Here is a 23,616-nt window from a genome sequence, read left to right as displayed (position 1 = left end):
AGTCGCGGGGCCGGCGCGGGGCACTAGCATCGGGCGCATGAGTGGATGCGCTGGGTTCCGGCAGTGAGGGCCTTCGTCGTCACCGGGCCCGGTGAGGCCGGGGTGGCCGAGGTGCCCGAGCCGGTCGCGGTGATGGGCGAGGTCGTGGTGGCCGTGGAGCGCGCCGGGGTGTGTGGCACCGACTTCGAGTTTTTCACCGGCGAGATGCACTACCTCGCCGACGGCCAGGCGCGCTACCCGATGCGGATCGGGCACGAGTGGTGCGGCACGGTGGTCGAGACGGGGGAGGGCGTGCACCCCGCGTGGGTGGGGCGGCGGGTCGTCGGCGACACGATGCTCGGGTGCGGGCAGTGCCGGCGGTGCCGCGGCGGTCACCAGCACGTGTGCGCGAACCGGCAGGAGGTCGGGATCCGCGGCGGGCGGGCCGGGGCGCTGGCGGAGAAGATCGCGGTGCCGGTGACGTCGCTGCACGAGCTGCCCCCGCACCTCGACGCGACGGCCGGCGCGCTGGTGGAGCCCGGCGGGAACGCGCTGCGGGCGGCGCAGGCCGCGTTGGGCGAGAAGGACGGGATGCGGGTCGCGGTCTACGGGCCCGGCACGATCGGGCTGCTCACCGCGATGTTCCTGCGCGCGGCCGGCGCCGAGGTCCACCTCGTCGGCGCCACGGCCGACTCCATCGCCTTCGCCCGCGGGCTGGGGTTCTCCGCGGCCGCCGAGCCGCCCGCGCCGCCGGTGGACGCGGTCGTGGACGCCACCAGCGACCCGGCCGTCCCGGCGGCCGCGCTGGAGCTGGTGGAGCCGTCGGGCCGGATCGTCTACATCGGACTCGCCGGGGAACCGAGCGGGATCGACACGCGGCAGCTGGCACTGAAGGACGTGACGGCCGTCGGGATCCTCAGCGCGTCGCCCGGGCTCGAGGCGGCCATCGACCGCTACGCCGACGGGGACGTCGACCCACGGCCCATCGTCGCGGCGACGGTGGGGCTGCACGAGGTCGCCGGCGTCTTCGCCGGGCGCCGCTCGCCGGGCGCGGGGCCGAAGATCCTGGTCGACCCGAACCGGATGTGAAGGCCGGTCCGTGGGCCCGGGTCGGGGCACCGCGCCCACGGACCGGGGTCAGGCGAGGTACTCCGCGGCCGCGCGCAGGCTCACGTACGAGCCGCTGAACGTGTCGATCCGCGGCCCCGAGCCCGCCGGCCCGGGCACCCCGGTCTCGACGCGGATGTAGTCCACATCGGACAGTTCCGCGAGGAACGCGAGCACCGCCGGATGCCGGTGCGCCTCGCGCGTCACCACGACCACGCTCGCGAACTCCCGAGCCCGGGCCCGCACCACCTCGGCGTCGGCGGGCGACACGGTCAGCGCGACTGTTCCCGGTACCAGCGAGGTCAGGTGCGGGCCGAGGCCCCACGGCATCGGGCCGGCCGCGATCGTCGGGTCGGTGCTGACGTCGACGACCAGCGGCGCACCCGCCAGCCGGGGCGAGCCCTGGATCCGCAGCGCCGCGCGAGCCGCCGAGAGACCGAGCGTGTAGTCGACCGGCTGCAGCTCGGCGGGTGTCGGCGAGGTGCCCAGCGCCGCCGTCCGGGCCGCCGCGTCCGCCAGCCGCTCCGCGGAAAGCGTCCCGTCCGAAACCGCGGCCACGATCGCGGCCGTGATGGCGTCCAGTGTGTCCGCCTCGAACGCCGCGCCGCCGATGCACAACGCGTCGGCGCCCGCGGCCAGGGCCCGGACGGCCGCACTGCCGAGGCCGTCGTGCCGGCCGTAGGAGCCCGAGACCGCGCCCATCTCGAGCGCGTCCGTGATCACCGCGCCGTCGAAGCCCAGCTCGCCCCGCAGCACGTCGGTGAGCGCGACGCGGTTCAACGTCGCCGGTTCGTCACCCCAGGCCCGCACCACGAGGTGGCCCGACATGATCGACCGCACGCCCGCCGAGATCGCCGCGGCGAACGGCACCAGCTCGATCTCCCGCAGCTCCTCCACCGTCCGCGGCAGCACGGGCAGCGCCACGTGCGAATCCTCCGTGGCCGCACCGTGGCCGGGGAAGTGCTTCGCACACGCGGCCACGCCGTACTTCTGCAGCCCCGTCACGAACGCCGCCACGTGCGGCGACGCCTTGGCCGGGTCGGACCCGAACGCGCGCACCCCGATGATCGGGTCCTCGGCCGCCAGCGTCAGGTCCGCGCACGGCGCCAGGTTCACCGTCACGCCGCAAGCGGCCAGCCGCTCGCCGAGCGCCGCCGCGACCGCCGTGGTGAGCTCCGGGTCGTCGGCCGCACCCAGCGCGAGCGGGCCGGGCACGAACGAGCCGGTGTTCACGTCGAGGCGGGTGACGTCGCCGCCCTCCTCGTCGATGCCTACCACCACGTCGTCGCGTTCGGCCCGCAGCGCCGAGGTCAACGCCGCCACCTGGGTGTCGTCGACCACGTTGCGCCCGAACAGGATCACGCCACCGAGGCCCTCGCCCAGGCGGCGCCGCAACCAGTCCGGCGCCGTCGTACCCGCGAAACCGGGCAGCAGCACCGCTTCCGCCCACGCCCGAGGATCAGACATCGCTCACCCCTTCACCGCGCCGGCCGTGAGGCCCGACACCAGCTTGCGCTGCACGATCAGGAAGAAGATCAGCGCCGGGATCGCGTACACGACCGACGCCGCCATGATGCCGCCCCAGTCGACCGAGAACGCGGTCTTGAACGACGAGAGCCACACCGGCAGCGTCTGTTTCGGCTTGTCCTGCATGAACACCAGCGCGAACAGGAACTCGTTCCACGCGGTGATGAAGCTGAACACCGACGTGGTCACCAGACCCGGGCCCAGCAGCGGCAGTGTCACGCGGCGGAACGCGCCCGCGCGGCTGCAGCCGTCGATCATCGCGGCCTCTTCGAGGTCGTACGGGATGCCGTTGATGAACCCGTAGAGCATCCAGACGGTGAAGGGCAGCGACGTCGCGAAGTACACCAGCAGCAGCGAGGGCAGCGTGTTGAGCAGCCCGAGGTCGCGCATCAGCAGGTACATCGGGATGAACAGCGCCGAGAGCGGCGCCAGCTGCGCGACCAGGATCAGCAGCAGGAACCCCTTGCGCCCCTTGAAGCGGAACCGCGCGAGCGGGATCGCCGCGAGCACCCCGACGACCAGCGCCGCGAGGACGGCCCCGAGCGTGACGATGAGGCTGTTGCTCAGGTAGGTCACGAACCCCGGCTTGGTGAGCGCCGACGCGAAGTTGGCCAGCGTCGCCGAAGTGGGGAACAGGTCGTACTTGGGGGAGAGCACCTCGCCCGGCGTCTTGAGCGACGTGGTGAACATCCAGTACGTCGGGAAGAAGAACAGCAGCGCGACGAGCACGCCGACCACCGAGAGCGTGACCCGCTGGGTCAGGGACTTCCTCACGCGAGCTCACCGTCCTTCGAACGAACCAGCAGCTGCACGTACCGCCCGGTGACCAGCAGCAGGAGCACCAGCATGATGGTGGCGATCGCGGCGGCCGAACCGAAGTGGCTGCCCGCGATGCCCTTGAGGTACTGCAGGATCGCGAGCGTCGTGCTCGCGCCGTCGGGCCCGCCCTGGCGGATCGCCCAGACCTGGCCGAACATGTTGAAGTCCCACAGCACCGACAGGAACGTGACCATCGTCAGGATCGGCCGGATCGCGGGCCAGCTGACCGCGCGGAACGTCTGCCACGGCCCGGCGCCGTCGATGCCCGCGGCCTCGTACTGCTCCCGCGGCACGCCGAGCAGGCCCGCGTACAGCGTGAACGCCACGAACGGCACGGCCTGCCACAGCACCAGCAGCCCGATCACCGTGAGCGTGCTCGCGCCGGTGGAGAACCACGAGTAGCCGATGAACGAGTGGAACCCCAGCCGGTCCAGGGTCTTGTTCAGGATCCCGTACTGCTGGTCGAAGATCCACTGGAACACCGTGGTCGTCGCGATCACCGGCACGGCCCAGGCGAGCACGAGCGAGATCTGCAGGATGATCCGGACCACCGGGTTGAGGTGGCGCATGAGCACGGCGATGACCAGCGCGACCAGCAGCGTGGCCGCCACCAGCAGGGCGGTGAACACGACCGTCCGCACCGCGACCGACCAGAACTCCGGGTCGGTCAGCTCTTCGGTGTAGTTGTCGAACCCGATCCACACGGCCTTGCCGGTCACGAGCTCGTGCAGGTCGAGCTTGCGCAGGCTGATGCCGAGCATCTGGATCGTGGGCCAGCCGAGCAGCACCAGCACCGCGACGAGGGCGGGCAGGAGCAGCAGGTACGGCATCATCCGCTCGCCGATCCCGACCCGGCGCCGCGGCTTCTCCGGGGTGACGCGCGCCGATGCCGGCGGGGTGGCCCCCGCCGGCATCGGCACGACTTTGGTGGCGGTCATCCGCCGATGATCTTGTCGAGGGCGGCGTTGGCGTCAGCCGTGGCCTGGTCGATCGACTTCTTCCCGGTCAGGTACGCCGTGAGCATGTCCTTCAGCGGGTTCTGGCCGGCCTCGACCTCGCCCCACTTCGGGCTGGTGGGCACCGCGCGGCCGTTCTTCGAGGCCTTCGCCATCACGCCGCCGAGCGGGTCCTTGTCCAGCGCGCTGGTGTCGGTCGAGGTGCCCGGCACGTAGCCGGCGGCGGCCATCTGGCTCATGTACTTGGTGCTGGTGAGCAGCTTCAGGTAGTCCTTGGCGAGGTCCGCGTGCTTGCTGTTGAGCGGGATCACCAGGTTCGAGCCGCCGAGGAACACCGGGGCCGACTGGCCGGCGGTCTTGCTCGGGATCGGGAACGCGCCGGTCTTGTCGGCGATGCTCGGGTCGGTCTTCGCGGCCGTGGCGACCTCGCCCGGCGTGCCGATGAACATCGCGACCTTGCCGCCGCCGTAGATGCCGGCCTGCTGCGGCGTGGCCTCGTCGTTGTCCTTCGGCGCGGTGGTGCCGGAGGCGTCCACGAGCTGCTTGTAGAACTCGAGGCCCGCCTTCGAACCGGCCGAGTCGAGCGTCGATTTGAAGCCCTTGCCTTCGGCCTTGGCGACGTCGCCGCCGTTGTCCCAGATGAACGACAGCAGGGCGTACCAGTACTGACCCGGCAGGTACAGCGGCTGGAAGTCCTTGTCGCTGCCGAACTTCGCCTTCAGCTTGGCGATGTCGTCGAGCCACTCCGCGTCCGTGGTCGGCGGCGCGGTGATGCCGGCCTGTTCGAACATGTCCTTGCGGTAGAGGACCTCGCGGTTGGCGGCGTAGAACGGCACGCCGTAGGTCTTGCCCTCGTACTCGCCCGAGGCCTTGAGCCCGGTGAGCCACTGCGAGCCGTTGAGGCTGTTGACGTCGGCCGACAGGTCGGTGAGCACCTCGTCGGAGGCGAACGCCGGGGTCTGGGTGTTGCCGACCTCGATCACGTCGGGCGGGGTGTCGCTCGCGAGCGCGGTGGTCAGCTTCTGCTGGATGCCGTTCCACGGCTGGATCTGGTAGTTGACCTTGACCCCGGCGTGGGCCGCCTCGAACTCCTTGTTGAGGGCACCCGTGAGGCTGTCCGGCGCGGAGCCGTCCATGAGCCAGACCGTGAGCGTGCCACCGTCCGAACCACCCGAGCCGGACGCGGTGTCACCGCCGCCCGAACCGGCACACCCGGCTGTCGCGAGGGTGAGGGCGGCGGCACCCGCCGCCAGTTTGAGCCAGCGCTTCACTTGTCTGTCCTTTCGGTGTCCGGCCCCCAGGCCGGTCGAGTGACAAATGGTGTAGACCAATGTTGAGCAGAGTGGTCCGGACCACAGCTGGTGTCAAGCCGGTTGCCAAGACGTTGTAATCGCGACGCGGAGTTTGACGCTGCGTGTCCGGCCGGTTACCAACGCGCGGCGCAAAAGTGCAGGTGGCGCACCGGAAAACCTTTACCGGGCAGGGTTTGTCCCGCCGTGGCGGTTGTTCGTGAAGACCTCGCCGGAACGCGGGGCGCGGACAGAAGCTGTCCGCGAAAAGGGGCGCGGCCCGGTCCAGTGGTACGGGCTGGTCCGCCTGGCGCGCGGACGGCGGGAAATCGGCGCGGCTCGGCGAGGCCTCGGAACGGACATCGCTCCCGCGAGCGTACGGAAGGCCGCTGCCGTGGTTCGGGCGGGCGGGTCCCGCTGTCCGGAACACCGCGAACCGACTGCCGGGCAAAGGGCCGGAGATACGGAAAGGCCCCGCCCGGCGGGTGCCGGGCGGGGCCGTGGTGCGCTCCCCGAGCGGGTCAGGGCCGACCGTTCGGCGGTGGACCGAGCGGTGCGGGTTCGTGCGGCGTTCGAAGGTTCGGTGGCAGACCGGTCAGTGGTTGACCTTGAACCACGGCTGCGACCAGCCGAGGTAGGTCTGGCCCCACTTGCTCTTGATCTCCGAGATCGTGGTCTGGGTGTAGGTGCCCGCGCCGTGGATGTCGTTCGACAGGAACTGGCCGCCGCCGATGGAGATCATGGTGTGGCCCGCGCCGCCGTTGGAGAAGAAGGCGAGGCCGCCGGCCGGCACGTTCTGGTCGCCGGCGTGCTTGTACTGCGCGGGGATCTGGGTCCAGTGCACGTACGCGGTCTCGGACCCGCTGGCGGAGAACCCGTAGTTCTGGGCGTTGATGCGGTCGCACCAGCCGTCGTAGGACGCGATGTTGGTGGTGTGCACGCGGGTCTTGGCGTACGCCACGGCCTCCGCGCAGGTCTTCGCGTCACCCAGGCCCGAGGTGGAGCAGGTGCTCTGCGGCGGCGTCGGGACCCCGGTGCAGTCCGGGGCGATGCGGCCGTCGGAACCGGTGTAGACGTAGGTGTCGGTGATGTAGCCGCCCTTGGCGGCGACGTGGTCCCAGATGTTGCTGGTGCCGTACTTGCCGGTCACGGTGTCGCCGGTGGTCTGGCAGTCGATGACCACGGCCGTGCCGTCGGCGATGGTGCCGACGGAGCTCGCGCCGGTGCCGGGCGCCGAGCGCACCGTGAGCGGCGCGCCGGAGTCGGTGTGCACGGTGCCGCTGGCGTCGGCGGCCAGCGCCGGCGCGATGCCCGACAGCGTCAGTGCCGCGGCGAACGCGACCAGGCCCAGCGTGCGTTTCGCGATTCTCATCCTCGGTCCTCCTGATCCCCAGTGGGTGTGGGAACCAGGTTCGCCCGAGCCGATACACGCGCCGTACAAATGCGATCACGCCGGCCGTGAACCCCGGACATTCCGGGCGCGCGGTCAGCCCTTGCGGGGGTTGCCGGACTTGCGCCGCGGCACGTAGTCGCGGCTGTCGCCCTGGATCAGCCGCGAGCGCAACGTGGTGAGCAGCTCCGAGGTCCGGTTGGCGTGGTCCTCGTCGCGCGAGGCCAGCCCGAGCAGCAGCGCGTCGGCCAGCACCTCGGCGCTGAGCATCTCGCCGGTGAAGTTGCTGGGGGAGTGCGTCGCCTGCAGGGCCACGGCCACGCGGTCGCCGAACACGGGCGCGAGCGAGTCGGTGATCAGCAGCGTGTGCGCGCCGACCTCGCGCGTGCGGTCGAGCAGCACCTCGATGTCGCCGAGGAGCCGGCTGGGCAGGAACAGCACCACGACGTCGCCCTCGCCGAGGCCGAGCAGGTCGTCGGCGAGGCGGAACCCGGTGGCGCCGCTGGCGCGGGCGCGCCGCCCCATCCGGCCCAGGCGCAGCGCGACGTACCCGGCGAGGAAGCTCGACGGGCCGATGCCGAAGGCCAGCACCTCACGCGCGCCGGCCAGCAGGTCGACCGCCTTCTCGAAGTCCTCCTCCGAGACGAGGCGCCAGGTCTCGGCCAGCCGTTCCGTCGCCTCGGTGAACACGCGCGCGAGCACGGTCGTGGGCTCGCCGGTCGGCTCGCCGATCTGGCGGTGGCGCAGCTCGATCGACGGGCTGGTCTCGGTGACCACCTGCCGGGCGAGGTGCTGGCGCATGTCGGCCAGGCCGCTGTAGCCGAGCGTCTTGGCGGTGCGGACCACGGTGGCGTCGCTCGTGCCCGTGGCCGAGCCGATCTGCTCGGCGGTGGCGAAGATCGCCTCGCGCGCGTGGTGGCGCAGGTACTCGGCGACGGCGCGCTCGGCCCGCGACATCCCGGCGAGGCGGCCGGTGATCCGCTCGGTGAGCGAATCGCCGCCGTCGGCGGGGGTGGCGTCGTCGGGCATCGGATCACTCTCCTGTCGGCTCGCCTGCATCGTAGTGGTCCGCGGCGCCGCCGTGTGCGGGACCACAGTGGACGGTGTGGCGTGCCCCGCCGATCCGCGGCGCGGGTTGCCCGCCGGGAATGGGGTGGCTAGGGTCCGTGTTAGTCATTTTTGGTGACTAATTCGACCCGAGGAGCCCACGATGTCGGTGATCGAGCTGACGACCTTCACGGTCCGTCCCGAGCGGACCCAGGCGATGCTGGACGCCCGCCCGGGCATGGTGGAGGCGTTCCGCCGGGACCGGCGCGGATTCGTGGCCGCGCGCCTGGTGCGGGTTTCGGCGGACACCTGGCTGGACTTCGTCGAGTGGACCGACGACACGGCGTGGGACGCCTCGCGGGCGAAGGGGGCGAACCAGCCGGAGATCGCCGCGTTCTTCGCCACGCTCGACACTCTGGTGAGCTCCGAGCGGGGCGTCCGCTACGACGACCCGGCGGGCGCGAGGGTCCGGACCATTGCGTACGGGCCTTCGCCGTCGCAGGTGGGGGAGCTGTACCGGCCCGAGGGAGCCGGGCCGTTCCCGGTGGTGGTGCTCGCCCACGGCGGGTTCTGGACGGCGCTGTACGACCGCCGCCAGATGACCCGCCTGGCCGACGACCTCGTCGCGCGCGGGTTCGCGGTGTGGAACGTCGAGTACCGCCGCCTGGGCGAACCCGGCGGCGGCTGGCCGGGCACCTTGACCGACTTCGCCGCGGCCGTGGACGCCGTCGCCACCCTCGACCCGGCGCTCGACGTCTCGAAGGTGGTCCTCGTCGGCCACTCCGCCGGCGGCCAGCTCTCGGCCTGGGCCGCGGGGCGCCCGGCTCTGCCCGCTTCCGCGCCCGGCGCGGGCCCGAAGATCACGCCGGTCGCCGTCGTGTCCCTCGCCGGCCTGCTCGACCTGCGCGGGGCCGCCGACGCCCGCCTCGGCCGTGAACTGGCCGACCCGGATCTGCCGGCTCCGGCCGGCGCCCCTGTCGAAGCAGACCCCGCGTACGTCCCGGCCGTCGCCGCCCTCGCCGGCGACGGCCTGGTCGCCGCCCTCCTCGGCGGCACCCCGGCCGCGGTCCCGGACCGCTACACCGTCGCCACCCCGGCAGACACGGGCGTCCCGTTGCTGATCGTCCACGGCGACGCGGACGAGATCGTCCCGGCCGCCCAGGCCAGCAGCCCCTACGCCGCCGAGACCCTCAACGTCCCGGGCGCGGGCCACTTCGAGGTGATCGACCCGGCGAACCCGTCGTGGGAGCGCGTGGTGGCGTGGCTGGAGACGAAGCTCGCCGGGTGACCAGCCCCGGTCGCCGCGGTGCCGCACATGGCCGCCACTCGTCCGGCTTTGCGCGGGTTTGCCCGGGTCCGTGCTCGTCGGGTGGTTCGGCAGCTGGCCCAGCCGGTCGGCGTGGCGACGGTGGTCACGGTGCGGATCTTCGCCGAGGACTTCCGGCCGCCGCACCGTGGCGCCGGTCAGTCGAGCCGGTCCAGGACGTCGAGGTCGGCGCGGGTCAGGGAGTTCGTGGTGATCGCCAGCTCCGTCAGCAGGTTGTGGTTGAGCGAGTTCCCGATCGGCTCCGGCACCTCCGTGCGCTTGAGCCCGCGCACGCCCTGACCCGAGAGCCGGTCGCGCACGGCGGCGATCACGCGGTCGACCTTCTTCACGTCCCACTCGCCGCCCGGCTCGAGCGCGCCCATGATCTCGGCGACGTGGCCGCGGCTCATGGGCTGCGGCTGGATCTCCCGCCGCAGGTACTGCTGGCCGAGAACCGTGAGGACGAGCCGCTGGGCGGGAGTGAGGTCCCACCGCCGGCCGGGCAGGGTCGGGCCGGTGACGGGCATCGGGCGGTTGTGGTCGGGCGCGTTGACGCGGACTTCGAGCGGGTGCTTGCGCCCGCCCGAGCCGACCACGAGCAGCGTGGTGAAGCCGGCCGGCAGCGGTTCGGGCTCGTCGTCGGAGTGCAGCAGCCGCGTGGGGGAGAACTCGATCGGCGTGTGGCCGGAGTTGCTCAGCAGCCACCAGCCCTGCCGATAGGTCAGCGCGCCGTGCTCCCGGCTCACGCGCGGGTCGTCCTCGCCGACCTTGACGCCGTCCGGGCCGGGCTGCCGGCCGAACGGCAGCCGCGCGTACTCGGCGGGCAGCACCACGGCTGTGCCCGCAAGGCCGCGGACGACGACGGCGCCCGGTGTCTCGGACGCGGGATCGTCAGCGGGAAAAGGGGCCACCTCGGGTCCTCTCGAATCGGGGACCGGTCCCGTCGCAGGCCGGTACGGTGCGCGCATGGATCTTCGCACCACCGCCAGGGCGGCCGCCGCCGCGGCTCTGCTCGCCGCCCTCACGGCGTGCGGGAGCGACCCGGCCCCCGCGGCGGCGCCGCCGGCGACCTCCGCACCCGCGCCGTCCACCTCGGTCGCCCCGCCCCCGACCTCGGTGCCCGACCGCGAGCCCCACACCCTCGTGCTCAACGCGACGGGCGAGGGCAAGCTGACCCAGATCAAGTACACCCTCGACGGCGAGACGAAGCAGACCGGCGCGGTGACCCTGCCGTGGCGCCAGTCGCTCACCGTGCCCGCCGACGGCAAACCGCACCAGTGGACACTCGAAATCTCCTACGCGGGTGGCACCAAGGGCACCGTCGACATGTTCTCGATCGTCGACGGCAAGGAAGGCATCCACACCGGCGCCGCCGGCGCGGGTTCGCCCGGCTCGCACATCAGCGGCAGCGCGTCCGTCGGCGGGACCGTACAGGGCTGAAAAGCGCTCACACCGGCCCGGCGTCGTGGGTCCACCAGTCGATCAGCGCGAACGGATCGTTGCCGCGGTGGGCGACCGTGTCGATGCCCGTCGCGTCGTCCGTCCACTTGAGCACGCGCTCGCCGCCGGGATCCTCGGTCGCACAGGAAAGCCGGCCCGTGCGCCCGCCGCGTGAGTACGGCCGGTCGCCCGAGAAGTCCTTCGGCAGGCTCGTGCACGCGGCTTCGCTGTCGCCGGTGCTGTTGAACACCTGCCGCATCGTCGCGGCGTCGGGCAGCTGGTAGTAGACCACCAGCCCGGCGCCGCTCGTCCGTCCACACGCGACAGCCGCGACCGCGGTCACCGCACCGAGGTCCTGCCACTTCTGGTCCGCTGACGGGCGCACGCAGTTCAGCCGCGACTGCGGCGGCACGTGCTGCAGCAACGCGCGCTCGGCGTCAGTGGGGAACGCCGGTGTGGCGTGGGTGTTCACCTCGCGCACGATCCGGCTCAACGGCGCGAGGTGCCACTGCGACCACCACCCGCCGGTGGCGTCGGGCGAGGAACCCGTGACGTGGCCGATCATCGAGAACGCTTCGAGGCTCCAGTCCATCGCCACCGTGCCCTCGGGACCGGGGTGGCACAGCACCTGCCCGAGGTCCACGCTGAGCCAGTCGAATCGCGTCGTGCCGAGGAAAGCGCCGCCCGGGCACCCGCTGCCGCTGGGCGCTTTCGCCGCGCCGACGAGACCGGTGAACGCCGAGCGCAGCGCCGGCACGTCGGCGAACCGGTAGTACGACACCTGGCGGGCGCCCGTGCCCTGCGGCGTGCAGGTGATCCCCGCGACGGCCCCCGAGTACGCGTCGAGGTCCGCGGGTGCCGCTCGCCGGCACGCGGAGCCGGCGGCGACGTCGAGGAGGGCCTTCTCGTCCGGGGTGGGAAACGCGGCGGGAGCCCAGTTCGTCCAGCCGGCCCACGCCGTGCGCAGCGCGACGTCGTCGGGTGCTTCGGCGCGGGTGACGGTGCGGGCCTGCTCGTCGGTCCAGACCACGGTCGCGGTGCCGTTGCGGTCCTGGCACAGCACTCGTCCCCGCGCGGGCCCGGTCGCGGGGTACCGGTGTTCGCCGCCGGGCGCGCTCGCGCAGTCGCCCTGGTCCGTGTCGACGCCGGCGCCCGTGACAGCCTCGGCGTACGCGGCCGCGACCTGCTGCGCAGTCGCGTAGAGTGCCGTGGTCGTCGCCTGCCCGGACGCGTCGTGGCACGTCACCGTGGCGGTCGCGCCGGGTGCCGGGCGGTTCGCCGCGGCGCACCCGTCGCGCAGAGCGGTCGGCACGCGGGCCAGCGTCGAGTCGCCGGTGCCCGGCGAACCGCCGGTGGTGAACCACAGCACGAGCAAGCCCACCACCACGAGCGCGGCGGCTGGGATGCCCACGACCTGCCATCGGCGTTTGCGGCGCCAGGCCCGTTCGGCAGCCCGGGTCGTGGCCACGAGGTCGTCGACGAGCTCCGCGCACGTCCGGTGCCGCTTGGCCGGATCCCGGTCGAGGGCGCGGCGCAACGCGGCGACGCCCGGGTGCGCGAAGTCGGCGTGGTGGTGCGGCGGACTGCCGGAGAGACATTCGTAGAGCACGCACGCCAGCGCGTACACATCGGCGGCCGCGCCGACCGGCCGGCCCTCGCGCTGCTCGGGCGCGGCGTAGTTCATCGTGCCCAGGAACCCGCCGGTCGCCGTGAGCCGCGTGAGGTCGAGGTTGCGCGCGATGCCGAAGTCGCACAGGTACACGCCACCGGTCGCGGCTTCGAGCAGGATGTTGCCCGGCTTCACGTCGCGGTGCACGAGGTTGCGGGCGTGCGCGGCGTCCAGCGCGGCGCCGACCCCGCGTCCGATCGCCACGGTCTGCTCGAACGACAACGCGCCGCGCCGGTGGATCAGCCGTGCGAGGTTCGTGCCGGGCACGAACTGCATCGCGAGGTAGCCGAGGTGCCCGTCGGCGGAGAACCCGGCGTCGTAGGACGCGACGACGTGCGGGTGGTCCAGCGCCAGCGCGATGCTCGTCTCACGCTCGAAGCGCCGGCGGAACCCCGGCTCGGCCATGAACTCCGGCCCGACGACCTTGAGCGCCACCGGCCGTTGCGCCACGAGGTCGTAGGCCTCGAAGACCTCGCTCATGTTCGTCTTGGCGAGCTGGCGCAGCAGCCGATATCGGGGCAGCCGGCCGGTGATGTCCGGCCGATCGAGCGTCGGTGCTTCCGTCTCGTCCACTTCTTCGTCCCCCGAGGTGCGCCGACGGAGCTTAACCGGTCACGCCCGGGTGCCGCTCGGCTCGGCCGCTTGCGGCCGCGCGCCAGGGTTGCGCCCCGCGCGGCGGTGGATGAAACTCCGGACCATGCCGAGCCCGTTCAGCGCCGAAACCGGCGAAGCGATCCAGCACGCGCGTCAACACTCCGTCGGTGACCTGCTGCGGCGCACGGCCGCGCGGTACCCGGACAAGCTCGCCGTGGTCGACGGCGAGCGACGGCTGAGCTTCGCGGAGTTCGACGCCGCCGTGAACCGCTGCGCCCACCGCCTCGCCGAGCGCGGGCTCGCCAAGGGCGACCGGCTCGCGCTGCTGAGCCACAACTGCCTGCAGTACGTGGTGCTGACGTTCGCGACGGCCCGGCTCGGGGTCGTTCTCGTGCCCGTCAACTTCATGCTGGGCGCCGACGAGATCGCCTACATCCTCGGCCACGCCGGAGCGTCCGGGCTGATCGCGGAAAACGCGCTGCTCGCCACGGGAGCCGCGGCGCTGGAGCGCGCCGGGCTCGGGGACGTGGTGCGCGGCCGCCTCGGTGGCACCGCCGAGGACTGGGCAGACTGGGAAGACGTCGACACCTGGATCGACGGCCCGGGCGACGAGACCGACCCCGGCGTGGCCGTCGCCGACGACGACCCGCTGCGGCTGATGTACACCTCCGGCACCGAGTCGCGGCCGAAGGGTGTGCTGCTGTCGAGCCGTTCGCTGATCGCGCAGTACGTGTCGTGCGTGATCGACGGCGGCATGAGCGCCGACGACGTCGAGGTCCACTCGCTGCCGCTGTACCACTGCGCACAGCTGGACTGCTTCTTCTCCGTGGACGTCTACCTCGGCGCCACCAGCGTGATCCTGCCCGGCCCGGACCCGGCCGCGTTGCTGGCGGCCGTCGAGCGCGAGCGCGCCACGAAGCTGTTCGCGCCGCCGACGGTGTGGATCTCGCTGCTGCGCCACCCGGCGTTCGACACCACCGACCTTTCCAGCCTGCGCAAGGGCTACTACGGCGCTTCGGCGATGCCGGTCGAGGTGCTGCGCGAGCTGGCCCGGCGGCTGCCGGACGTCGAGTTCTGGAACTTCTACGGCCAGACCGAAATGGCGCCGCTCGCCACGATCCTGCGCCCGCACGAGCAACTGCCGAAGGCCGGCTCGGCGGGCCGCGCTTCGCTCAACGTCGAGACGCGCATCGTCGACGAGGACGGCCGCGAGCTGCCGCCCGGGGAGGTCGGCGAGATCGTGCACCGCAGCCCGCACGCGACGCTCGGTTACTACGAGGACGAGGAGAAGACGGCCGCCGCGTTCGCCGGCGGCTGGTTCCACTCCGGTGACCTCGGCGTGCTCGACGACGAGGGCTACCTGTCCGTGGTGGACCGCAAGAAGGACATGATCAAGACCGGCGGCGAGAACGTGGCCAGCCGCGAGGTGGAGGAAGCCCTCTACCGCCTGGACGGCGTGGCCGAGGTCGCGGTGTTCGGCGTCGCGCACCCGCGCTGGATCGAAGCGGTGACGGCGGCCGTCGTCCCGCGCGAGGGCGTGGAGCTGACGGCCGAGGCCGTGCTCGTCCACGCGCGGGAGCACCTGGCCGGCTACAAGTGCCCGAAATACGTGGTCTTCACCGACGCGCTGCCGAAGAACCCGAGCGGGAAGATCGTGAAGCGGGCACTACGAGACACCCACGCGGACCTGGCCGCGGGGGAGCAGGGCGCTCAGTCGTCGGGCGCCGTCAGGTAACGCCGGGCGACGGCCTTGTTGTAACGGCTCAGCAGCGAGCCGAAGGCGCGCAGGTCCTCTTCGCTCCAGTCGCCGAGCAGCTCCGCGGACGCGTTGCGGCGGCGCGACTGCGTCACGCGCATGCGGTGGCGCCCCTCCTCCGTCGGCGTGAGGATGCTGCGCCGGCGGTCGGCGGCCGAGGGGCTGCGTTCGACGAGTCCTTTGCCGAGCAGCACCGAGCCCTGCCTGCCGACGGTGGACGGGTCTAGCCCGAGTGCCCCGGCGAGCGTTCCGACGTCCGCCGAACCCAGTTCGTCCAAAGTGCGCAGCAGCAGGTACTCCGCTTGGTCCAGTTCGGCGTAGGCGTCGGTGCGCCGCCGCAGCAGCTCGAAGTTGCGCACGAGCACCGCGGTGGCCAGTTCGAGCACGTCGAGTGTGTCGCCGGTCTCGGCGAGCCGATCCGCGAGCTTCGAGGCTGCGAAAGTCGGTTCGATCACTCGGACTCCAAACCCCTGTATGACACCGGTATTTATCGGTATCATACCGGTGATCACTCCGAACGCACGGGAAGGCGGGTTTTGTGCTGCCCACGGCCAGGGAGTTCCGGGACAGGGTCGTCGCTTCGGATCCGGGTCTCAACCGGTTGAGATCGGCCGGTTCCGCGACCATCGGCATGGCCAGCGCACTGGCGGTGGAGTACCTCGTCGCCAAGCTCACCGGTGCCGACGCCATGGGCACGCTCACCTCGATGCTGCTCGGCGCGGTCGTCGGGATGATGGGCGCGATGGCGCTCGGCGACGGCAGCCGGTGGGTCAAGACCCGCACGGCCGCGTTCTTCCCGGTCGCGCTCGGCACGGGCATGACACTCGGCGTGCTCGTCGGCGACAACGGCAACCTGATGCTGGCCGTGTTCGTGCTGGTGATGTTCCTGTCGGTGTACGTCCGCAAGTTCGGCGGGCCGTTCTTCTTCTACGGCTTCATGGGCTGGATGGGCTACTTCTTCGCGGCGTTCCTGCACGCGACGTTCGCGACGCTGCCGAGCCTGCTGCTCGCCGTGGTCGTCGCGAGCGCGTGGCTGCTGCTGCTCTTCGTCACCGTGCTGAACACCAGCACCACGAGGACGCTGCGTCGCGTGCTGCGCGCGTTCGACGCGCGCGGCCGGGCCGTGGCGCGGGCGTGCGCCGACCTGCTGGCCAACCGCGACCCCAAGCAGGAGGCGCGGTTGCGGCGCCGGCTGCAACGGCGGCAGGCCCGGCTGGCCGACACCGCGCTGATGGTCGAGGGCTGGTCGGCGCAGCCGGGTGCGGTGCCGCGCGGGCGCTCGGCGGCTTCGCTGCGGCGGCAGATGGTCGACGCGCACCACCTGCTCGACGAGCTCGCCACGGCCGCGGACTCGTTGCTGCGCAGCGGTTCCGGCCTCACCGTGCTCGCCGCCGAGGTGGCCGATCGCCTGGCCCGCCGCGACGACCGCGGCGCGAGCGAGGTCGCCTACCGGCTCGCTGGGCACGCCGAGGGCACCGGCGGTGCGGGGGGCGGCTGGTGGCCTGCTCGGCACTTCGCGGCGGCGGCCCTGGAGGTCGTCGCGGTGTTCGACGCCGCGCCGAAACCCGAGGAGATCGCGGCCGAACCGGTGGACGACTTCGAACCCGCCGTCGGGCTCGCGTTCGGCAACCTGCCCGGCTCACCCGCCGCGGCGGGCGACGTGCTGCCGCGGCAGTCGAAGTGGAACCCGTTGGCGCGGCTGGACTTCATCACACGCCAGGCGGTGCAGAGCGCGATCGCGGGCGGGCTCGCCATCCTCATCGGCAAGGAGCTGTCCTCGGCGCGCTACTACTGGGCGGTGCTGGCGGCGTTCTTCATGTTCACCGGCACGGCCACGCGCACCGAGACGTTCATCAAGGGCTTCAACCGCGTGCTCGGCACGCTGGTGGGGCTGCTCGCGTCGGTCGGGTTCGCCGAGCTGACGGCGGGCAACACCGCCGCCGTGCTGGTCACGATCTGCGGCGCGATGTTCTTCGGCTTCTACCTGATCCAGATTTCCTACGCGTACATGATCTTCTTCGTCACGATCATGGTCGGGCAGCTCTACAGCGTGCTCAACGAGTTCTCCGCGGGACTGCTGCTGCTCAGACTCGAGGAGACCGCGGCCGGCGCCGTGGCGGGGCTGCTCGTGGCGGTGCTGGTGATCCCACTGTCCACCCGGGACACCGTGCGCAACGCGCGGAACAACCTGCTGACGGCCCTCGGCGACATCCTCCAGGCCGCGGCCGAGCGGCTGGAGCACGGCAAGGCCGTGGACCCGCAGCCCGACTTCGACGCCCTCGCGCGCGCCCTGGACCACCGCCGCTACCAGCTCGCGCTCGTCGCGCGGCCGCTGACCCGGCCCATTCTGGGCGGCACGGACTCGCCGAGGCTGCGGCACCGGCTTTCGCTCTACGCGGCGCTGGCCACGCACGGCCGCGCGCTCGCCGTCGCGGTCCGCTGGCCAGAAGGCGCGTGCAGCGCAAACCCGGAAGGCCCGGTCGCGGCGTGCACGGCGCTGGCGGCGGCGGTCGAGGAGCTGGCCGCGACGCCCGTGGGCGAGCCCACGACGGCGGTGCGCGGTCCCCTGGCGAGCGCGGATGTGGCGTTGTTCGCGTACACGCCGGCGGCGCCGGGCGACCGGGCGAAGGATCCGGTGCTGCGGGCGTTGAGCCACCTGTACCTGGTGCTGCGCGACCTGACGGCGACCGGCCCGGTCGAGCTGCGTCCCGCACCGGGGCTCGTGTCGCCGGGGCCGCGGCTCTACCGGCAGATCCGGGCGGGCCTGCCGCCGCTGCCGGCCGCCGTGCCGGACCCGGTGTCGACGCGGGAGAACTGACGTCCGCGCACGAACCGTGCCCTGGGCGACCTTCCTCTCGGATCGGGCTGCGCTTTTCGGGCGGTGGAGGGGCTATCACTCTTCTGCTGGGGATTTCCGGGAGGAGGGCTCCGATGGCCGCGGAACCGAGGCAGACCGTGCAGCTGTGCCGGTGCGTGTGTTCGGTGCTGGGACACCACCACTCGGTGTGCGACGAGCTCGCCGTGCCGGGTGCCACGGTCGCGCTGGTGTCCGGCACCGACGTGCGGGCCGTGCCGGCGTGCCTCGGCTGCCACACGGCGGTCAACCGGCAACTGGCGCGCCGCTGAGCGTTCGCGGGGGACTACGCTTTCCGGGTGGCGCGACGGAAGAACCCTGCGGTGGACCTGCCCGAGCACCCGAGGCTGACCCTGCCGCCGCGCACCATCCTGCGTGACAGCGTGTACGAGGCGCTCAAGGCGATGCTCATGGACCTCGACGTCGCGCCCGGCAGCCGCCTGTCGATCGACGGCATCGCCCGGCGCCTCGACGTCTCGCCGACCCCCGTGCGCGAAGCCCTCACCAAGCTGGAGTCCGACGGCCTCGTCGCGACCCGGCCCAACGCGGGCTACGTCGTGGCGCCCGTGCTCGACGAGACCGAACTGGACCATCTGTTCGACGTCCGCGTCCTCCTGGAACCCGAGGCCGCCCGCCTCGCCGCCGGCGCCGCCTCGAAGGCGTCGGTGGAATCCTTGCGCTCGGCCTGCGCCGCCATGACCGCCCACCCCGCGGCCGACGACTACCACGCCTACCGCGACTTCGCCGTCCTCGACGCCCGCCTCCACCGCGTCATCGCGGAGGCCTCGGGAAACCCGCTGATCGCCGACGCGCTGGCCCGCCTCCACGCCCACACCCACGGCTACCGCCTCTACTTCCGCGTGGGCATCGCCGCTGAGACGACCCGAGAACACACGGCGATCGTCGACGCCATCGCCTCCCACGACGGCCCCGCCGCGGCGGCCGCGATGCGGACGCACCTGGACCGCTCGCGCGCCCGGCTGCACAACGCCTACGACGCCGGATCGGAGCAGTCCGAAGAGGACTGATCCGGTGCGCGCCCGCGGGCCCCTCTTCTGCTTCGGCTGACGGCTGCACGACCCAGGCCGCGGTCCGCGGACCGACCGCGCCCGAATTTCGGAGGCGGCGGCGCGACCGGCCTTTCGGCGACCGGTGCGGGGTGAGTCGCGGTGCGTCGGGCGCGGGCTGCGCGCACCTGAATTTCGGTAGAGGGTGACCGGCCGTGTGCTGCTATGTTCGCGGGAGTCGTCCGGGCCCGCATTGGTTCGGGCCTGGCTTCCCCCGGCGTGCGTGGCTCGCCCCACCGGGTGGCGAGAAGGACTGGTCATGTCTCGCGCCGGTGGTTATCGGTCGCTGTTGGGTACGCGGGGTGCGGCGGTGTTCTTCGGGGCCGCCGCGGTGGGGCGCGTGGGGATTGCCATGACGGGGCTCGGCCTGGTGTGGCTGGTGCACGCGCGCACCGGGTCTTTCGGCGCCGCCGGCCTCGCCAGCGGTGGGTTCGCGCTCGCCGAGGCGGTGGTAGGGCCGCAAGTTGCCCGGCTCGTCGACAAGTTCGGGCAGACGCGCGTGCTGCCGCTTTGCCTGGTCCTGCACGGTGGTGCGATGGCCGTGGTGCTGGGGTCTTCCAGCGCGGCGGTGGTGGTCGTCGCCGCCAGTGGGGCCGGCGCGGTCGTGCCGCAGCTCGGTGCGCTGTCCGGGGCGCGGTGGGTGTACCTGTTGCGAGAGCGGATCGACGAGGCGCCCACCGCGTTCTCGCTGGAGTCGCTGGCCAATGCCGGCGCGTTCCTCCTCGGCCCGGTCCTGGTCACCTCGCTCGGCGCGGCCGGACACCCGGCCCTGGCCACTGCGCTGGCCGCCGGGTTGCTTCTCAGCGGGGGAGCGGTGCTGGCCGCCCAGCGCGGCACGGCACCCCGGCCCGCGCCGAAAGTCTGCACCGGACAGAAGCTGCTCGACCCGGCCTTCGTCCGGATCGCCCTGATGAACCTGGCCCTCGGCCTGTACTTCGGCACCACGCAGGTCTCGGTGAGCTCCTTCGCCCTCGGCCACCGCACCCCGGCCGCGCCGATCGTCGCCGCGGCCGGCGTCAGCGGGCTGCTGTCGGGCTGGGGCTACGGGCTGCGCCGCCACCGCGCCCCGGCCCGGCGGCAGCTGTCCGGAGCCGCCGCCTGCCTCACCGTTGCGTCCCTGCTGCTTCCCTTCGCGCCCAACGCATTCTGGCTCGCGATCGCCCTCGCCCTCACCGAGGCGGCGATCCCGCCCACGCTGGTCCTGCTGAACGTCGAGACCGAGAAGGCCGTTCACCCCACGGCACTCACCCAGGCCTTCACCTGGAACAACTCCGCCGGCGCGGCCGGCTCCGCGCTCGCCGCGGCCCTCGCCGGACAGGCCGCCGACGCCTGGGGCGCCTCCGCCGCACTGGCGTTGGCCCTGGTCCCTGCGGCCGGTCTCCTCGTGTTGACTAGGCCACCCGGCGGTCGTCCATCGCGTCGAGGTTCCATGGGATGCCCAGGCCCGGCGTCTCCGGGGCGACGGCGTGCCCGTCGGAGATCGTCATCTCGGCGGTCGTGATGGCGCGCAACTGAGGGATGTGCTCGACGTAACGGCCGTTGGGAATCGCGGCGGTCAGGCTGACGTGCAGCTCCATCAGGAAGTGCGGGCACACCTGCACGTTGAACGCCTCCGCCAGGTGCGCGACCTTCAGCCACGGCGTGATCCCGCCGACGCGCGCGACGTCGACCTGCACGATCGAAGCGGCACCGCGGTGCAAGTAGTCACGGAACTGCGCCACGGAGTACAGGGACTCCCCGACGGCGACGGGGATCGACGTGGCGGCGGACAGCCGGACGTGGCCGGCGACGTCGTCGGCGGGCAGCGGTTCCTCGAACCAGAACAGGTCCACCGCCTCGAACGCCTTCGCCCGCCGGATGGCCTCGGCGGCGGTGAGGGATTGGTTGGCGTCCACCATCAGGTCGAACCGCGGCCCGACGGCCTCGCGCACGGCGGTGAGCCGCTCCAGGTCCTCGTGCGCGGTGGGCTTGCCGACCTTCACCTTCACCCCGCCCCAGCCCGCGGCCGCGGATTTCCGTGCCCCCGCGACGAGCTCGTCGGTGCTCAGGTGCAGCCAGCCGCCTTCGGTGTCGTAGAGCGGCACGCGCGGGGCGAACCCGCCGGCGACCCGCCACAGCGGCTCACCCGCGCGCCGGCACTTCAGGTCCCACAACGCCGTGTCGACGGCCGCGAGCGCGAGCGACGTGATCGCGCCGACGGTGGTCGCGCGCGTCGAGGCGAACAGGTCGGTCCAGACCGCCTCGACCCGGCGCGAGTCCTGGCCGATCAGCCGGGGCAGCAGGTGGTCGCGCAGCAGCGCGAGCACGGCCGTGCCGCCGGTGCCGATCGTGTAGGAGTAGCCGAGCCCGGTGCCGCCGTCGGCAGTGGCCAGCTCGACGAACACCGTCTCCTGCTTGAGAAACGCCTGCACGGCGTCGGTGCGCTGCTGCTCCACTTCGAGGTCGACGAGAAACGCCTCGGCCTTCACGACCACCGTCACGCGGTCCTCCTCGCTGACTCGGCAGGGACAGTGCACGATCCTATAGGAAAATGCACCGATGAGTTTCCGGGCCCGCGCCGGTCGGTACGGGAAACGACCACGGAGGTGCGGAATGGCCAAACTGCTCTACTCGGCGGCGATGTCGCTAGACGGGTTCATCGCGGGACCCGGCGGCGACATGCAGTGGGTGAAGGAGTTCTTCGGCCCGAACCCGGAGATCGACCGGCTGGTCGCCGACATCGGCTCGCTGCTCGTCGGACGCCACACGTACGGCGGCGACGACCCGTACCGCGACACCGAAGCCGAGGGCAAGGCCTTCGGCGGGGCCTGGGCAGGGCCGCAGTTCGTGCTCACGCACCGGCCCGCCGAGCCGGCGCCCGACGTGACGTTCGTCGACGACCTGCACCGCGGGGTCGAGCTGGCGAAGGCGGCCGCGGGGGAGAAGTACGTGAACGTCCTGGGCGCGACCGTGGGTCGCGCGTGCCTCGACGCCGGGCTGCTCGACGAGGTCCTCGTGTCGGTCCTGCCCGTGATGCTGGGCGACGGCGTGCGGCTGTTCGACCGGCCCGGTGGCGAGCCGGTGCGGCTGGAACGCAAGTCGCAGACCGAGGCCCCGCTCGCGACGAACCTGTGGCTACGCGTCGTCCGCTGAGCGGATCAGGCCGGTGAGGACGGCTTCCGTGAGGTGGCGCAGCCGCGGCGTGAACTCGACGACGCCGTGGCCCAGCCGCGGGTCCTCGCGGTAGAGCTGCGCGAGCGTGTCGGGCGGGTGCGAGATCTGCCAGAACGAGGCGGCCAGCGACGTCACGGCACCGACGACGTGGCGCCCGCCTGCCGCGCCGAGGCCGGGCAGCGTCCGCGTGAAAAGGGCGGCGATGTCCCTGACGGCTTCCAGCGTCGAGAGCTTGAACGCCCGTACCGAGTCCAGGGACACGTGCCGCTCGAGCGTCAAGGGCGCGTGGGCGAGCAGGTCGCAGAACAGCGGCCGTTCGTCGAGCGTGCGCGCGATGACGTCGGCGACCTCGGCCGGCGTCGCGCCGGTGGTCTCGTCCAGTGCCGCGTGCAGGCCGGCGGCCCAGTCGCGCCAGCCCTCGGCCGTGAGGTGCAGGTAGATCTCCTCGCGCGTCTCGAAGTACCGCAGCAGCGCCGACTTGTGCACGCCGACCTCGCCGGCGATGTCCCCGAGCGTCACCGACCGCACGCCGTCGCGGGTCGCGAGCGTGCGCGCCGCGGCGAGGATCGCGTCGCGACGCTGCTCCTTGTGCTCGGGACGCCGGGCGCGCTGGAACTCGGAGGTGACCACCTGCACAGGTTACCGCAACGCCGTTGTGTTGTTAAGAGAACGTCGTTGCGCTAACTTGGTGGAGCGGGGATCGGCCCCGCGGAGGCGAGAGGGAACGAACGATGAGCAAGGTGTGGCTGGTCACGGGCGGTTCGCGCGGTCTCGGCCGGGCGGTGGTGGAGGAGGTCCTCGCGGCCGGCAACGACGTGGTGGCGACGGCCCGCACTGTCGATTCGCTGAAGGACCTCGACGAGCGCTACGGCGACCACCTCCTGCGCTTCCCGCTGGACGTGACCGATCCGGCGCAGGCCGAGGCCGCCGTCGCCGCGGCCGTGGAGCGGTTCGGGCGGCTCGACGTGGTGGTGAACAACGCGGGCTACGCCAACATGGCCTCGGTCGAGGAGGTCGACCTGGCCGACTTCCGCGCGCAGGTCGAGGCGGTGTTCTTCGGGACGGTGCACGTGACCAAGGCGGCGCTGCCGGTGTTCCTGGCGCAGCACTCGGGGCACTTCATCCAGGTCACCTCGGTCGGCGGCCGCGGCACGGTACCCGGTCTTTCCGCCTACCAGAGCGCGAAGTTCGCGACGGAGGGCTTCTCCGGAGTGCTCAACGACGAAGTGTCGGGCCTCGGGATCAAGGTCACCATGGCCGAGCCGGGCCTGATGCGCACGGACTGGTCCGGACCGTCGATGGAGGTCCGCGCGTTCAAGCCCGAGTACGCACCCACGATGGGCCCGCTGATCGAGCACCTGCGGAGCAAGCGGGGCGTCGAGCCGATCGACCCGGCCGCGGTCGCCCGGGTGTTCCTCCAGGTCGTGGAGCTGGCCGAGCCGCCGCTGCACCTGGTGCTCGGCAGTGACGCAGTCGCCATGATGCGGGCCGGGATGACGAAGCTGATGGCGGAGGACGAGCGCTGGGCCGAGCTCGGCCGCTCCGTCGACTTCGCGAACTGAGCCGAACCGAGCTGAACTGAGCTGAACTGAGCCGCGCCGCGTCGGCCGGGGTGTGACCGGTGGGCGAATCCGGGCAGATCCAGGGCGTCGCGCGGGTAGGT

At 72.3% G+C, this 23,616-nt stretch carries 21 protein-coding genes; 10 read left to right on the top strand and 11 right to left on the bottom strand.

The window, feature by feature from the left end:
• Window positions 1–63 precede the first annotated feature (63 nt).
• Window positions 64–1,068 (top strand): zinc-binding dehydrogenase, encoded by a 1,005-nt coding sequence (locus tag ACFY1H_RS09680; protein ID WP_386945763.1) that lies wholly within the window; start codon window positions 64–66, stop codon window positions 1,066–1,068.
• Between the two features lie 48 nt (window positions 1,069–1,116).
• On the opposite strand, the gene ACFY1H_RS09675 is transcribed toward ACFY1H_RS09680, so the two are convergent.
• From ACFY1H_RS09675 to ACFY1H_RS09650, 6 genes are all read right to left on the bottom strand, one after another.
• On the bottom strand, window positions 1,117–2,553 hold the full coding sequence (locus ACFY1H_RS09675; protein WP_386945761.1) for a glycoside hydrolase family 3 protein: 1,437 nt from the start codon (window positions 2,551–2,553) through the stop codon (window positions 1,117–1,119).
• 3 nt (window positions 2,554–2,556) lie between these two features.
• On the bottom strand, window positions 2,557–3,387 hold the full coding sequence (locus ACFY1H_RS09670; protein WP_364048234.1) for a carbohydrate ABC transporter permease: 831 nt from the start codon (window positions 3,385–3,387) through the stop codon (window positions 2,557–2,559).
• The gene (locus ACFY1H_RS09665; RefSeq protein WP_366581963.1) at window positions 3,384–4,370 is read right to left on the bottom strand and encodes a sugar ABC transporter permease; all 987 of its coding nucleotides are present in this window, start codon (window positions 4,368–4,370) and stop codon (window positions 3,384–3,386) included. Before ACFY1H_RS09665 ends, ACFY1H_RS09670 begins: the two co-directional genes overlap by 4 nt.
• Window positions 4,367–5,659, bottom strand: a complete 1,293-nt coding sequence (locus tag ACFY1H_RS09660; protein ID WP_366581964.1) for a sugar ABC transporter substrate-binding protein — start codon at window positions 5,657–5,659, stop codon at window positions 4,367–4,369. The genes ACFY1H_RS09665 and ACFY1H_RS09660 overlap by 4 nt, the downstream gene beginning before the upstream one ends.
• A 613-nt stretch (window positions 5,660–6,272) precedes the next feature.
• Window positions 6,273–7,049, bottom strand: coding sequence for a hypothetical protein (locus tag ACFY1H_RS09655; protein ID WP_366581965.1), 777 nt, complete (start codon window positions 7,047–7,049; stop codon window positions 6,273–6,275).
• A gap of 114 nt (window positions 7,050–7,163) precedes the next feature.
• A complete protein-coding gene (locus ACFY1H_RS09650) occupies window positions 7,164–8,096 on the bottom strand; it encodes a MurR/RpiR family transcriptional regulator (RefSeq protein ID WP_366581966.1) in 933 nt (310 codons plus the stop codon).
• 181 nt (window positions 8,097–8,277) lie between these two features.
• Between ACFY1H_RS09650 and ACFY1H_RS09645 the strand changes: the two genes are divergently transcribed.
• Entirely contained in the window at window positions 8,278–9,402 is a 1,125-nt protein-coding gene (locus tag ACFY1H_RS09645) for an alpha/beta fold hydrolase (protein ID WP_386945758.1), read from the top strand.
• 176 nt (window positions 9,403–9,578) lie between these two features.
• Here the strand turns inward: ACFY1H_RS09645 and ACFY1H_RS09640 are convergent, their stop codons facing one another.
• Window positions 9,579–10,331 carry an FHA domain-containing protein gene (locus tag ACFY1H_RS09640; RefSeq protein ID WP_386945756.1) on the bottom strand — a complete coding sequence of 251 codons (753 nt, stop codon included), beginning with the start codon at window positions 10,329–10,331 and terminating at the stop codon, window positions 9,579–9,581.
• Between the two features lie 55 nt (window positions 10,332–10,386).
• Here ACFY1H_RS09640 and ACFY1H_RS09635 point away from each other — a divergent pair, with 55 nt between their 5' ends.
• Complete coding sequence (locus ACFY1H_RS09635; RefSeq protein ID WP_386945754.1) at window positions 10,387–10,860, top strand: hypothetical protein; 474 nt, start codon at window positions 10,387–10,389, stop codon at window positions 10,858–10,860.
• A gap of 7 nt (window positions 10,861–10,867) precedes the next feature.
• On the opposite strand, the gene ACFY1H_RS09630 is transcribed toward ACFY1H_RS09635, so the two are convergent.
• Complete coding sequence (locus tag ACFY1H_RS09630) at window positions 10,868–13,102, bottom strand: protein kinase (protein ID WP_386945752.1); 2,235 nt, start codon at window positions 13,100–13,102, stop codon at window positions 10,868–10,870.
• A gap of 124 nt (window positions 13,103–13,226) precedes the next feature.
• Here ACFY1H_RS09630 and ACFY1H_RS09625 point away from each other — a divergent pair, with 124 nt between their 5' ends.
• Window positions 13,227–14,858, top strand: coding sequence for an acyl-CoA synthetase (locus tag ACFY1H_RS09625; RefSeq protein WP_386945750.1), 1,632 nt, complete (start codon window positions 13,227–13,229; stop codon window positions 14,856–14,858).
• Here the strand turns inward: ACFY1H_RS09625 and ACFY1H_RS09620 are convergent.
• Window positions 14,834–15,334, bottom strand: a complete 501-nt coding sequence (locus ACFY1H_RS09620) for a MarR family winged helix-turn-helix transcriptional regulator (protein ID WP_386945748.1) — start codon at window positions 15,332–15,334, stop codon at window positions 14,834–14,836. The two genes, ACFY1H_RS09625 and ACFY1H_RS09620, sit on opposite strands and share 25 nt — an antisense overlap.
• Before the next feature lie 176 nt (window positions 15,335–15,510).
• Between ACFY1H_RS09620 and ACFY1H_RS09615 the strand changes: the two genes are divergently transcribed.
• The 4 genes from ACFY1H_RS09615 (at window position 15,511) to ACFY1H_RS09600 (ending at window position 20,301) form a co-directional block, all read left to right on the top strand.
• On the top strand, window positions 15,511–17,697 hold the full coding sequence (locus ACFY1H_RS09615) for an FUSC family protein (RefSeq protein WP_386945746.1): 2,187 nt from the start codon (window positions 15,511–15,513) through the stop codon (window positions 17,695–17,697).
• 113 nt (window positions 17,698–17,810) lie between these two features.
• Entirely contained in the window at window positions 17,811–18,005 is a 195-nt protein-coding gene (locus ACFY1H_RS09610) for a hypothetical protein (protein ID WP_366581974.1), read from the top strand.
• Between the two features lie 27 nt (window positions 18,006–18,032).
• Window positions 18,033–18,761 carry a GntR family transcriptional regulator gene (locus ACFY1H_RS09605; RefSeq protein WP_366581975.1) on the top strand — a complete coding sequence of 243 codons (729 nt, stop codon included), beginning with the start codon at window positions 18,033–18,035 and terminating at the stop codon, window positions 18,759–18,761.
• 298 nt (window positions 18,762–19,059) lie between these two features.
• Window positions 19,060–20,301, top strand: coding sequence for an MFS transporter (locus ACFY1H_RS09600; protein ID WP_386945743.1), 1,242 nt, complete (start codon window positions 19,060–19,062; stop codon window positions 20,299–20,301).
• On the opposite strand, the gene ACFY1H_RS09595 is transcribed toward ACFY1H_RS09600, so the two are convergent.
• A complete protein-coding gene (locus ACFY1H_RS09595; RefSeq protein WP_366581977.1) occupies window positions 20,192–21,280 on the bottom strand; it encodes a mandelate racemase/muconate lactonizing enzyme family protein in 1,089 nt (362 codons plus the stop codon). The two genes, ACFY1H_RS09600 and ACFY1H_RS09595, sit on opposite strands and share 110 nt — an antisense overlap.
• Before the next feature lie 112 nt (window positions 21,281–21,392).
• Between ACFY1H_RS09595 and ACFY1H_RS09590 the strand changes: the two genes are divergently transcribed.
• Entirely contained in the window at window positions 21,393–21,932 is a 540-nt protein-coding gene (locus tag ACFY1H_RS09590; protein ID WP_386945741.1) for a dihydrofolate reductase family protein, read from the top strand.
• Here the strand turns inward: ACFY1H_RS09590 and ACFY1H_RS09585 are convergent.
• Window positions 21,915–22,583 carry a TetR family transcriptional regulator gene (locus tag ACFY1H_RS09585; RefSeq protein WP_386945740.1) on the bottom strand — a complete coding sequence of 223 codons (669 nt, stop codon included), beginning with the start codon at window positions 22,581–22,583 and terminating at the stop codon, window positions 21,915–21,917. The genes ACFY1H_RS09590 and ACFY1H_RS09585 overlap by 18 nt on opposite strands.
• Window positions 22,584–22,684: 101 nt before the next feature.
• Between ACFY1H_RS09585 and ACFY1H_RS09580 the strand changes: the two genes are divergently transcribed.
• A complete protein-coding gene (locus tag ACFY1H_RS09580) occupies window positions 22,685–23,515 on the top strand; it encodes an SDR family NAD(P)-dependent oxidoreductase (protein WP_386945739.1) in 831 nt (276 codons plus the stop codon).
• Window positions 23,516–23,616 lie beyond the last annotated feature (101 nt).

The sequence above is a fragment of the Amycolatopsis sp. NPDC001319 genome (assembly GCF_042896185.1).
Classification (GTDB): Bacteria; Actinomycetota; Actinomycetes; order Mycobacteriales; family Pseudonocardiaceae; genus Amycolatopsis.
The sequence above is the reverse complement of the archived record's forward strand: the minus strand, read 5'-3'. Positions and strand labels throughout refer to the sequence as shown.